Raw genomic sequence first — 11,742 nt, forward strand, 5'->3', positions numbered from 1 at the left:
ACATCGGAAACAGCCATTGCTATTACTTTTTTAGTTATCAATCTTTCCACCCTGCTTCGGCAGGTTTTTTGGGCTTTTTTATGTCTGAAATGGAAAAACCGCACTTTTTCTGGGTCAATGATGACAATAAGTTATAACTTAAAAATTAGTTAATAACTAAAGCTTATGCTTGTAGCTAAGTGAAATCATTGATTAAGAGACCTGTACTTTTCAATAACTTTTTCAGCAAACCCTATCTAGAGCAGAAAAGCGATTAAACAGAGGAAAATAAGCAATGATTTCAAACACTGAAAAACCCTTGAAAGTCAACTCTACCTTGGCCACTCTATTATCTGAATTAGGTGAAGAATGCGAGGCGGTTTTATTCTTACTAAGTCAGCTTAAATTACCAAGCCTAACTGATGACCAAAAAGGGGATATTTTGGCAGAATTAATAGGCTCAATTACTCACTTGCACGTTCATACCGAAAATTTATCTGATTTAATTGGGGATGAAATTTTAGCTTTGCCAGATGATCAATAATGTTATGATGATTCTTTGTTCTCTGGTTCAGTAGTAGTAGTAGGTTGGGTTGAGGCACGAAACCCAACACAAAGCCTATAATTGTTGGGTTTCACTCTGTTCAACCCAACCTACACAACTTATCAAGTCAAACAAATTCGTAATCTAATTTTAAAATATAAATTAGGAGGGAAAGATGAAAATTCGCTATGAATTAATTATTTATTGGAGTGAGGAAGATCAAGCTTTTATTGTTGAAGTTCCAGAATTAGCAGGATGTATGGCAGATGGAGAAACCTATCAAGAAGCTGTACAAAATGCTGAACTTGTTATTCAAGAATGGATTGAAACTGCAAAACAACTAGAACGAGTCATTCCTGAACCAAAAGGACGACTACTATTTACCTAATGATGAAGTTTCTCTTGCTGCGACTTGTAAATTATAGCATATAAGGTGTGTCGGAGTTTTTTCAAACTGCGACATTTGAGGTTTTCTTACGAAATTATTAGGGTTTTTGCGATTGTGATAATATTAATGTTATAATGATGCAGAAAAGCAAATATTGTATATACAAAAAATGAAATACCAAATTGCTATTTATCGGTCTGAAGAAGGGATAAGCGTTTGCGTACCTGCTTTACCTGGTTGTTGGTCTGAGGGTGATACAGAAGAAGAAGCATTCCTTAATATTCAAGATGCTATTGAGGATTATTTAGCAGCATTAAAAGATAGGTTGCATGGTGTCGAAATAAGAGAAATTGAAGTAACTGCTAATAAGTTTTGATATGCCTAAACTTGCTGGTATTAATCATCTTAAAGCAGTACGCGCTTTAGAAAAAGCGGGATTTAACATAATACGTCAGAGTAAACATATCGTGATGAGTGATGGAATACGTCAAGTAACCATTCCTCGAAATAACCCCATCAAAGCTTTTACAATGGGTGGGATAATTCAAGATGCTGGTTTAACTATTGAAGAGTTCCGTAAATTACTCTAAATATACCTTAAATCAATGAATACCCCGATGAAGAAAGATTTATTATAAAAACTTCCGCCATCCCCTCACAAGACATTGAGAGAATTATCCAGAGAAAAGCACAATTTAAACAAAATCCAGAACTTCATACTTATCAAGGAGAAATAAACAATATTGATTACTGGAAAAGAGAAATTAAAGGTTTAGAAAAAAGTTTATCTAGAGCAGAAAAGTGATTAAACAGAGGAAAATAAGCGATGATTTCAAACATTGAAAAACCCTGAAAAGTCAAGCCCACCTTAGCCACCTTATTATCTGAATTAGGTGAAGAATGCGAGACGGTTTTATTCTTACTAAGTCAACTTAAATTATCAAACCTAACTGATGACCAAAAGGGAGATATTTGGGCAGAATTAACAGGTTCAATTACTCATTCGCACGTTCATACCGAAAATTTACCTGATTTAATTGGGGATGAAATTTTAGCTTTGCCAGATGAGAAATGATCGAACTCCATTCATTTCAATGGTTAAAAAATCATGGAGAATAACAAAAATGAATGACTTTGAAAACAGCCACAGAAATTCAATAAAAATCTGCAAAAATTGGTGAAATTGCTGCTAGAGGAGGACAGCGTTACCTCGAAGCTGGAGGCGCTCCCACCCGCTGCCCTAGCGGTAGAAAAAATGATGATTATTTAGGGCTTGCTGAATAAATCTAAAAACCTTGTTGGATAATATCTTTAGGCTTTTTTGAAATCAAAAAGTGCCATTTCTTGGAGTGGTCGGGGGGAAAATTCCGGGACTTTTTCCCCGAAAATTAGGTAATTGACCACCTCAAAATCGGTAAAACCCCACACCCTACACCCCACACCCCACACCCTGCCCCCACGAAAAACTTTTTGCCGCAAACCCTATATACAAAGTCAGCATTCATGAGGGGAACCCCGGGGCGCATTACTTCGCCCCTTTAAAAGCCGCCCCGTCCCATCGCGCTAAAAGCGAGGGTCTTCACCCCGACATTTGAGATAAAATAAGGACGCTGCCACTTGCGTCCTCAAGGTATCTGGAAAAGGCTTTTTTCCTAGACTTTCCGAGAGTAGTATTCCACTACTAACAGTTCATTAATCGAGAGGGCAATCCATTCTCTTTCCACAACGCCATTAACTTTACCCACAAGGGTATTTTTGTCAAATTCCAAATGACTCGGCAGGTTGGCTAAACCGGGGTATTCCATATTTCTTTTGACTAGATCCTGGGAACGCTCTTGATTTCTGACTCCAATCACATCACCTGGACGGCACTGATAACTGGCAATATCCACAACTCTACCGTTAACGGTGACGTGACCGTGATTGACTAATTGTCGCGCCCCCGGAATTGTCCCAGCCATACCGAGACGGAAAACGGTATTATCCAGACGCATTTCTAAGAGTTGCAGCAGCACTTGACCAGTGGAACCAGTAGCCCGGCGAGCTTTGCGGACATAGCGAATTAATTGTTTCTCGCTGACACCGTAGTTAAAACGCAGTTTTTGTTTTTCTTCTAGACGAATGGCATATTCTGAACGTTTTTTGCGGGCCTGGCCATGTTGCCCGGGTGCATAGGCACGACGGGCACTTTTACGGGTTAAGCCTGGTAATTCCCCTAAACGACGCACAACGCGCAAGCGCGGTCCTCTATAACGAGACATACAGACAGTCTGCTCCTATTTAAATTTATCCCAAAACTATTATCGTAGCACAAATTAAGTAATTTAGTTGGGGTGTGGGGAGAGGGGAGAACGGAGTGGGGAGAAAAAAGCTGATCACTGATTCAGGCCTGATGGCAGGTGATGTATTTTTTTCGTTAAAGATGAGGCTAATCTCTGCCATCTTAGGGCATACTGTGAGTGTAACTAAGCACTATATTACTCAGGTTGCTTTCCCACTCCTTCCCTAGCTGAATCTCTATCTTGGAGAAGCCATAGTCATGATCGAAATGAAAGTCGCTGGAATTGCCCTAGACGCTATCACTCGCAGTCCCATTGTACTGCTCAAGGATGGTTCCGAGCGTCGCGCTCTACCTATCTACATCGGACAAGATCAGGCTAAGGCCATTATGACCGTCCTCGAACAACAAAAACCCCCTCGTCCCCTCACCCACGATTTGATCGCTAATATTTTTAAAGTTTGGGACATGGATTTAGAAAAGATTATCATCCATTCTCTCCAAGATAATACCTTTTATGCTGTTCTCTGTCTCCAGCGCGGCGAAGTCAAAAAAGAAATCGATTGTCGTCCCAGTGATGCGATCGCTATTGCTCTGCGTACCAACAGTCCTGTCTGGGTAATGGAAGAAGTGATCGCTTCTGCTTCTATCCCTGTCGATCGTGACGCGGATGAAGAGGAACGTCAAGCTTTTCGCAATTTCGTCTCCAATCTTAGCCCCTCAGACCTGATCCAACGTCGCGGTGATTTTAGTGATCAGTGAAATTTCAGGAGATAGGAGGCGGTCGGCGGTCGGCGGTCGGCGGTCGGCAGCTTTATTCTCCCCACACTCCACACCCCACACCCCAATACCTTCTAACTGATAACTGATAACAAGGGCCGAATCTAAGACCTAATTGGTTAAGCTAAAAGCTTTGATGTGCTTAGTTTATAACCTTCTTTTTAGGTAGGAGAATTGTCAGATTCTGTCTTTTGCACGAGTGCCTGTTGCCTCTTGCCTTCAAAAGCTGACAACTGATAACTGATCACTGGTAACTGATCACTGATAACTGGTAACTGATCACTGATAACTGATAACTGAATCAATGCGTTATCGACGATTTGGCCGTACTAATTGGCAATTTTCGCTGTTTTCCCTGGGGACAATGCGCTGTTTGTCCTCAGAGTCGGTGTTTACCGCAACAGTTGATCGCGCCCTAGAATTGGGGATTAATCACCTAGAAACAGCCAGAGGTTACGGTAATAGCGAAGTTTTTCTCGGTCGCTACCTGCAGCGTCAAGGGGTGCGGGAGCAAGTTTATCTGACTACGAAATTGGTCCCCACTCCCGATCGCCAAACTATGGAAAAAGCGATCGCCGAATCCCTAGAACGATTACAATTAAATTACCTGGATTGTCTAGCAATTCACGGTATTAACACCTGCGAGCATTTAAACTGGATTAAAGACCCGCAAGGCTGCATGAAAGCCGTTTTTATGGCCCAAGAAGCTGGAAAAATCGGTCATATTGGCTTTTCTACCCATGCACCCCTAGAAATTATTCTGGAGACGATCAATACAGATTTCTTCGCTTTTGTCAATATCCATTACTATTTTTTTTGGCAAAGACAGCAACCGGCGATCGCTTTAGCCCAAGCAAAGGACATGGGTGTGTTTATCATTTCCCCTGCTGATAAGGGAGGTGGTCTCCACAGACCTCCCAAGAAGCTAGAGGAATTATGCGCTCCTTTTTCACCCCTAGAGCTAAATTATCGCTTTTTATTGAGCGATCCGCGCATTAATACCCTCAGCGTCGGGGCAGCGATACCGGAGGAATTAGAGGCAATTATTAACGTATGCGAAGGAGATCAGCCCCTAGATGCGGCAGAAATTGCCGTTTTTAAGCGTTTAGAGACACATTTAACCGATAAATTGGCTACAGATTTATGTAGCCAATGTTATCAATGTTTACCCTGTCCCGAAAATATTAATATCCCTGAAGTGTTGAGACTGCGGAATCTGGCAGTAGCTTACGAAATGACCGATTTTGGCCAGTATCGCTATCGAATGCTGGAAAATGCCGGTCATTGGTTCCCCGGACGCAAAGCGAATAATTGTACTGAATGCGGTGATTGTTTACCTCGCTGCCCGGAAAAATTGCCGATTCCCCAGCTGCTATTTAATACACACGAACTACTTAAGGGACCAGCGCAACGGAGATTGTGGTCATCTTAGGACGAAACTGGGAAAAATTTTTTTTGGGGATCGTCAAAGTGTAAAAACTATCTTAAGATTAACAGGTAAGAGAATTAACTTTCTTGAATTTAAAGAGACAAAAAACAAGAAATAGATTAAGGAGTAAAGGATATGGCACTCGTCCCCATGCGGTTATTGTTGGATCACGCGGCTGAGAACGGATATGGCATCCCCGCTTTTAACGTAAATAATATGGAGCAGATCCAAGCGATCATGCAAGCGGCGGCAGCCACCGATAGCCCCGTTATCCTGCAAGCTTCTCGCGGTGCGCGCAAATATGCAGGGGAAAACTTCCTGCGTCACTTGATCACCGCCGCGGTGGAAACCTATCCTCATATCCCCATCGTGATGCACCAAGATCACGGTAATGAACCCGCCACCTGCTACTCGGCCATCCGTAACGGTTTCACCAGTGTCATGATGGATGGTTCCTTAGAAGCGGATGCCAAAACTCCCGCCACCTACGAGTACAACGTTAACGTTACTGCTGAAGTAGTAAAAGTTGCTCACTCGATCGGCGCTAGTGTGGAAGGGGAACTCGGTTGCTTAGGTTCCTTAGAAACCGGTAAAGGAGAAGCGGAAGATGGACACGGTTTTGAAGGGGAATTAGATCACTCGATGCTGTTAACTGATCCCGATGAAGCGGTGGATTTCGTCGAAAGAACCCAAGTAGATGCTTTAGCAGTAGCGATTGGTACTAGCCACGGTGCTTACAAATTTACCCGCAAACCCACTGGCGAAATTCTTGCTATTAGCCGCATTGAAGAAATTCACAGCCGCTTACCCAATACCCACTTGGTTATGCACGGTTCTTCCTCGGTTCCCGAAGATCTCCTAGAATTAATCAACCAATTCGGTGGCGCTATCCCTGAAACCTACGGTGTACCCGTGGAAGAAATCCAAAAAGGCATCAAGAGTGGTGTGCGTAAAATCAATATCGACACCGACTGCCGTTTAGCAATTACCGCCGCAGTTCGGGAAGCACTTTTCAGCAACCCGAAAGAGTTTGATCCCCGTTTCTTCTTGAAACCCTCGATCACCTATATGCAGAAAGTTTGTGCCGATCGCTATCAACAATTTGGTACCGCCGGTAACGCCAGCAAAATCAAACAAATGTCCCTTGATGATTACGCAGCCAAATATGCTAAAGGGCAATTAACCCAAGTCAGCAAAAAAGTTGTGGCTGTCTAGTTACTGAGAAATTAAGCGATCGCTTAATGGCACCGATCTAGTAGAATTTTTCGGGTAGTTATAGTTAACTACCCTCTTTTTTATGGGAATCCCTTGAAGGGAAAGAGTTGCCAGATAAGAATCGATTTCAGAGAAAAGACTATACTGAAAATAATCAGCAGATCAGCACTTGATTTATAAGAGAAGCAAGATGAGAAAAAAATCGTTGTGGGTGGGATTATTGGTGGGATTTTGGTTTTGTCTAACTTGGATGGCATGGACACCCACAGCAGCCGCCTTTAGCGAAGAACAAAAATTACTACTGCAATCTTGGCGATTAGTCAACCAATCTTATTATGATGACACATTTAATCATCAAAACTGGTGGCAGGTGCGGGAACAATTCATCAAAAAACCCCTCAACGATCGGACGGCGGCCTACAATGCGATCGAACAGATGTTAGCTACTCTCGATGAACCCTTTACCCGTCTCTTGCGACCGGATCAATACCATAACCTACAAATTAGCACCACAGGGGAATTATCGGGGGTAGGACTGCAAATTAATATCAATCCCGACAATGGTTACTTAGAAGTGGTTGCCCCCCTTGCCGGTTCTCCTGCTGAGGCCGCTGGTTTAACTAGCCACGATCGCATTTTGTTTATTGATGGCATCGATACTACTACTTTAACCCTCGATGCAGCAGCGGCCAAAATGCGCGGAACTCCCGGAACAGAAGTTTCCTTAGTCATTCTTCCCGATCAAAAAAGTCAACCAAAAACCCTATCTTTAACCCGTCAACGCATTTCTTTAAGTCCAGTGGTAGCGGTTTTAGATAAAAATTCTAGTTCCTTGCCGATCGGTTATGTGCGCTTAAATCAATTTAGTGCTAACGCTGCCAAAGAAGTCTCGGAAGCGGTGACGAATTTACAAAAACAAGGAGCCAAGGGTTATATTTTGGATCTAAGAAATAACCCCGGTGGGTTACTGCAAGCGGGCATAGAAATCGCTCGGATGTGGATTAATCAGGGAACGATCGTTTATACGGTTAATCGTGAGGGAATTGCCGATAGTTTTGCCGCTTCTGGCAATGCTTTAACTGACGCGCCTTTAGTCGTTTTGGTCAATCAGGGAACCGCCAGTGCCAGCGAGATTTTAGCCGGAGCATTACAGGACAATCAACGGGGGGTTTTAGTGGGAGAAAAGACTTTCGGTAAGGGATTAATTCAGTCCTTATTCGAGTTACCCGATGGGGCAGGATTAGCGATTACCGTGGCCAAATATGAAACTCCTGCCCACCATGATATTCATAAGTTAGGAATTATGCCCGATCGAGTGGTGGCACAGGAACCGATCACCTATGAGCAAATCGGCACCGAAAAAGATAGTCAATACCAAACGGCGATTCAGTTTTTAAACCAGAAGACCATTTTAGCCAAAGCTTCCTGAGTGGGGTTTTCAGCCATCAGTTACCAGTTATCAGTTACCAGTTATCAGATGCGAGTTTTCAGGGTTCTTCGCTACTTGGTATGGTTCGATCGGGGGGCATAAATCGACTAAATACTTATCTGGCAAGAGACTTAATTGATTAGTTCGTTAGAGAGGGAAAACAATTGACAAAGATCGCATCAATGTCTTTCTCTATAAGGGTTTCATCTCTTATAACCCCCTCCATTGCATAACACAAACAAAAAGAACCGTTTTCAGTTCACTGTTTACTGTTTACTGTTTACTGATCACTGAAAAAACTTCCCACACCCGACGGCATAAATCGAACAAATTAGTCATTTTTTCCATCAATATCTAAATTAAGATGGAAACCTGTTTGATTTGGCGAGAATGCTAACATCGATTAGAATTTTCCCAGTCCGGGCTTTTCAGTCTTCCAACCTTGACTTATCCTTGATCTTACCGCCATGCAGAGATATATTCGATCGCCCCTAGCCCTAACCCTGAGCATCAGCCTCTTAGCTAATTTTTTAACCGCTTGTAATAATGCCCAAACCCCAGATAACAACGCCTCTAGCCCCACCACCACTGCCCCCGGGGATCAGGGCTTAAAATTAGGGGCTTTACTGCCCATTACCGGAGATTTAGCCGCTATTGGTCAAAATATGCCCGAAGCAGCCGCCCTAGCGGTAGAGACTATCAATGCCTGTGGTGGAGTCAATGGCAAACCAGTCACCCTCGTGAAAGAAGATGACCAAACCGATCCCGCCGCCGGTGCTTCAGCGATGACGAAACTAGCGGAGGTGGATAAAGTAGCCGGTGTGATCGGTTCCTTTGCCAGTAGCGTCTCAGGAGCAGCCGTCGATGTGGCGGTGAGAAATAAAGTTATGTTAGTCTCTCCGGGTAGCACCAGTCCTGTATTTACTGACAGGGCGAAAAAAGGCGATTTTCAAGGTTTTTGGGCGCGGACGGCTCCCCCGGACACCTACCAAGCTCAAGCTTTAGCGGTCCTAGCTAAGAAAAGGGGTTTTCAAAATGTGGCCACCGTCGTGATCAATAACGATTACGGAGTGGGATTTGAACGGGAATTCGTGAGCGCTTTCGATAAATTAGGCGGCACTATCACTAATAAGCAAAATCCTGTCCGTTATGACCCGAAAGCTGCCACTCTCGATAGTGAAGCGGCGGCTGCCTTCGCTAACCAACCGGATGCTGTAGCGGCAGTCCTTTACGCTGAAACGGGCAGTTTATTACTGCAAGCGGCCTATAAACAGGGATTGACCAAAGGAGTTACCGTCCTCCTCACCGATGGGGTTTTTTCGGAAGATTTCACCAAACAGGTGGGGAAAGGAACCGATGGTAAGTCAATTATTGCTGGGTCCCTAGGCACGGTCCCCGGGGCCGACGGTCAAGCTTTAAGTGCTTTTACTACTCTCTGGAAAGAAAAGACCGGCAAGGATGTCACCGCTTTTGTTCCCCATACTTGGGACGCGGCGGTTTTATTGATGTTAGCGGCCGAGGCGGCTAAATCTAACACTGGTGAAGGGATTCAAAGCAAGATTCGTGAGGTGGCTAACGGTCCGGGGACGGAAGTAACCGATGCTTGTCAAGCCATGGAAATGATTCGCAAAGGCGAGGATATTAACTATCAGGGAGCCAGTGGCAATGTGGATATCGATGAAAATGGCGATGTGGTCGGTAGTTACGATGTCTGGACTGTCAAGGATGATGGGACTCTCAAGGTTATCGATCAGGTGACACCCAATCAGTAATTAGGGCTGGCTGAATAAATCTAAAAACCTTGCTGGATAAGACTTTTAGACTTTTTTCCCATCAAAAATTACCGGACCGGGGAGTGATCGGGGGGAAAATTCCGGGACTTTTTCCCTGAAAATTAGGTAATTTACCCCCTCAAAATCGGTAAAACCCCACACCCTGCCCCCACGAAAAACTTTTTGCCGCAAACCCTACTTATGAGGAGAGGCACTCATGCAAGAGGGAGAATAAATAATCAGTTTTTAATAACCGGATTTAGTATTTTGTGCCAAGGCTCTGCCTTGGCACAAGCAAAATTTCTTGAAGCATTTTCGGTTATTGAGAATTTTTTCGTTTCCTGGCTTTTTGTTTGCTGGTAGAGAGTAAGGGAGCGGTTAATTTTTCATAGAGTTCAAAGAGGTATTCAATACGATTTAATTCACTGGTAAAGCGTTGGGGACGATAACACAAATCAACGGCTTTGTCAAGTTTTTGGTGAGCTTTGATCAGGTCAGGAGGCATGGTTAAAGGATCGTATAAATCCGCAAGACTACTATCGGGATATTTTGCCCTTGTATCTAGCACAGCTTGAGCGCAAGTCTCGACGGTTTGTTTTTGTTTTTCGGTCGCAGTTTCAGGAAAAGGGTAGTTATTATAAACAATATCTTTTGAGTAACGATAATCACTTTTTAATCTGCCACACACATATTTAACCCATGCCATGTGCATTTCTGAAGTAAGAATACCAAATAAATATAAATCGCCGTTCGGAATAGCTTGACAAGTATCACTGACGATATTATCAGCCGTAAAAAAGCCAATGGGAATGTATTTTCTATTTTCTGACGTAGTTCTAGGTACAAGAATATAGTCTGATTTTGGTTGCGTTATTTGTCGAAATAAACAATGATAAGAATAGTTTCGGGTTGAAGCTGCAATACTTTTTGATCTGAATTGCTTCACGGCTTCCACACGCTCCAAAATTTCAGGTATATTCTTGAGTTCATTGGGTTTAATATCGAGTAGCCACAAACACCATTTTTTACCACCATTTAAAAATTCTCTAGCACTAATAAAAGGTCTGATAAATTTAATTAACAAAGGATTTTTTGAGACAAGAGTATTTTTTTCTTCTTCGGATAAAATAAAATTACCTCCATCTGTTGGCTTATTTCCATACATCATATTAGGGACATTACAGAGAGGATATTTTCGATTAAAAACCAGAATATTGTTTGCATTGATTAAGTAAGGATTAATATTTTTGGCTTTTATTAAAAGCGGCTCACTGGTTATAGTCTGATAGTCGAATATATATTTTTCATTAGCTTCAAAACTAGCAAATCCAATAATCACACAATGAACCGCAGCATTACCTTTAGCTTCATTACTCCATTTGAAAGTTCTATGGGCAAAATGAATACTGATATTAAATTCGTTTATTAAAACATTCCATAAAATAGATGATTGTTCCCCTTGAGAAATAGAATTAGTCGCGACTAATCCCACCTTAATTTTTGTGTTTTGAATAAATTGAGCAGATTTATAAAACCATGCTGATACATAATCCATAACCCCTGATCCAATGATTTTATCAAGAACTAACTTTAAGTCTTCTTTTTGATCAAAATTTTGGTAATGATGCCCCACAAAAGGAGGATTTCCTAAAATAAAATTGAGCTTCTCTTTTGATATAACTTCCTCCCAATCAATCCGCAAAGCATTTCCATTAACAATCTTTGCCGCTTTCTTTAATGGTAAACGCACAAAATACTGACCAAAAGTATTACTAACCTTAATATTCATCTGATGATCAATTAACCACATTGCCACCTCAGCAACTCTTACCGCAAACTCATCGTATTCAATACCAGCAAACTGATTGACATCTACCTGAATAATAGCACTAATATCTGTTACTAACTGTCCCGTTTTATTTAATTCC

At 42.4% G+C, this 11,742-nt stretch carries 11 protein-coding genes and 1 pseudogene; 10 read left to right on the forward strand and 2 right to left on the reverse strand.

Annotated elements, in window-relative coordinates; translation table 11 throughout:
* The 5 genes and pseudogenes from IM322_RS08930 to IM322_RS08950 form a co-directional block, all read left to right on the forward strand.
* Positions 1-153 (forward strand): annotated as a pseudogene (locus tag IM322_RS08930) (IS5/IS1182 family transposase); the annotation flags it as partial.
* A 121-nt stretch (positions 154-274) separates the two neighbouring features.
* Positions 275-523 (forward strand): hypothetical protein, encoded by a 249-nt coding sequence (locus IM322_RS08935; protein ID WP_024969916.1) that lies wholly within the window; start codon positions 275-277, stop codon positions 521-523.
* Positions 524-698: 175 nt separating this feature from the next.
* Positions 699-911, forward strand: coding sequence for a type II toxin-antitoxin system HicB family antitoxin (locus tag IM322_RS08940; RefSeq protein ID WP_271973447.1), 213 nt, complete (start codon positions 699-701; stop codon positions 909-911).
* A 169-nt stretch (positions 912-1,080) separates the two neighbouring features.
* The gene (locus IM322_RS08945; RefSeq protein WP_158199314.1) at positions 1,081-1,287 is read left to right on the forward strand and encodes a type II toxin-antitoxin system HicB family antitoxin; all 207 of its coding nucleotides are present in this window, start codon (positions 1,081-1,083) and stop codon (positions 1,285-1,287) included.
* A gap of 1 nt (position 1,288) precedes the next feature.
* The gene (locus IM322_RS08950) at positions 1,289-1,501 is read left to right on the forward strand and encodes a type II toxin-antitoxin system HicA family toxin (RefSeq protein WP_158199315.1); all 213 of its coding nucleotides are present in this window, start codon (positions 1,289-1,291) and stop codon (positions 1,499-1,501) included.
* A gap of 1,062 nt (positions 1,502-2,563) precedes the next feature.
* Here the strand turns inward: IM322_RS08950 and rpsD are convergent.
* On the reverse strand, positions 2,564-3,172 hold the full coding sequence (gene rpsD, locus IM322_RS08955) for a 30S ribosomal protein S4 (protein WP_286825608.1): 609 nt from the start codon (positions 3,170-3,172) through the stop codon (positions 2,564-2,566).
* 278 nt (positions 3,173-3,450) lie between these two features.
* Here rpsD and IM322_RS08960 point away from each other — a divergent pair, with 278 nt between their 5' ends.
* From IM322_RS08960 to IM322_RS08980, 5 genes are all read left to right on the forward strand, one after another.
* Complete coding sequence (locus IM322_RS08960) at positions 3,451-3,951, forward strand: bifunctional nuclease family protein (RefSeq protein ID WP_286825609.1); 501 nt, start codon at positions 3,451-3,453, stop codon at positions 3,949-3,951.
* Positions 3,952-4,273: 322 nt separating this feature from the next.
* Positions 4,274-5,401 carry an aldo/keto reductase gene (locus tag IM322_RS08965; RefSeq protein WP_286825610.1) on the forward strand — a complete coding sequence of 376 codons (1,128 nt, stop codon included), beginning with the start codon at positions 4,274-4,276 and terminating at the stop codon, positions 5,399-5,401.
* 132 nt (positions 5,402-5,533) lie between these two features.
* Positions 5,534-6,613: a class II fructose-bisphosphate aldolase gene (gene fba / locus IM322_RS08970; protein WP_045358622.1), complete on the forward strand. Its 1,080-nt coding sequence runs from the start codon at positions 5,534-5,536 to the stop codon at positions 6,611-6,613.
* A 190-nt stretch (positions 6,614-6,803) separates the two neighbouring features.
* A complete protein-coding gene (gene ctpA / locus IM322_RS08975) occupies positions 6,804-8,042 on the forward strand; it encodes a carboxyl-terminal processing protease CtpA (RefSeq protein WP_286825612.1) in 1,239 nt (412 codons plus the stop codon).
* A 467-nt stretch (positions 8,043-8,509) separates the two neighbouring features.
* Positions 8,510-9,814: an ABC transporter substrate-binding protein gene (locus IM322_RS08980; RefSeq protein ID WP_286825613.1), complete on the forward strand. Its 1,305-nt coding sequence runs from the start codon at positions 8,510-8,512 to the stop codon at positions 9,812-9,814.
* A 319-nt stretch (positions 9,815-10,133) separates the two neighbouring features.
* Here IM322_RS08980 and IM322_RS08985 read toward each other — a convergent pair.
* Positions 10,134-11,742: class I SAM-dependent DNA methyltransferase (locus IM322_RS08985; protein ID WP_353737502.1), on the reverse strand; the 1,609-nt coding region annotated here is incomplete at its 5' end.

The sequence above is a fragment of the Microcystis sp. M109S1 genome, from assembly GCF_020247025.1.
Lineage (GTDB): Bacteria > Cyanobacteriota > Cyanobacteriia > Cyanobacteriales > Microcystaceae > Microcystis.

Excerpts from the sequence above, each read along its gene's own strand:
- IM322_RS08935 (WP_024969916.1), top strand. The coding sequence starts at position 275 with ATGATTTCAAACACTGAAAAACCCTTGAAAGTCAACTCTACCTTGGCC.
- IM322_RS08940 (WP_271973447.1), top strand. The coding sequence starts at position 699 with ATGAAAATTCGCTATGAATTAATTATTTATTGGAGTGAGGAAGATCAA.
- IM322_RS08945 (WP_158199314.1), top strand. The coding sequence starts at position 1,081 with ATGAAATACCAAATTGCTATTTATCGGTCTGAAGAAGGGATAAGCGTT.
- IM322_RS08950 (WP_158199315.1), top strand. The coding sequence starts at position 1,289 with ATGCCTAAACTTGCTGGTATTAATCATCTTAAAGCAGTACGCGCTTTA.
- rpsD (WP_286825608.1), bottom strand. The coding sequence starts at position 3,172 with ATGTCTCGTTATAGAGGACCGCGCTTGCGCGTTGTGCGTCGTTTAGGG.
- IM322_RS08960 (WP_286825609.1), top strand. The coding sequence starts at position 3,451 with ATGATCGAAATGAAAGTCGCTGGAATTGCCCTAGACGCTATCACTCGC.
- IM322_RS08965 (WP_286825610.1), top strand. The coding sequence starts at position 4,274 with ATGCGTTATCGACGATTTGGCCGTACTAATTGGCAATTTTCGCTGTTT.
- fba (WP_045358622.1), top strand. The coding sequence starts at position 5,534 with ATGGCACTCGTCCCCATGCGGTTATTGTTGGATCACGCGGCTGAGAAC.
- ctpA (WP_286825612.1), top strand. The coding sequence starts at position 6,804 with ATGAGAAAAAAATCGTTGTGGGTGGGATTATTGGTGGGATTTTGGTTT.
- IM322_RS08980 (WP_286825613.1), top strand. The coding sequence starts at position 8,510 with ATGCAGAGATATATTCGATCGCCCCTAGCCCTAACCCTGAGCATCAGC.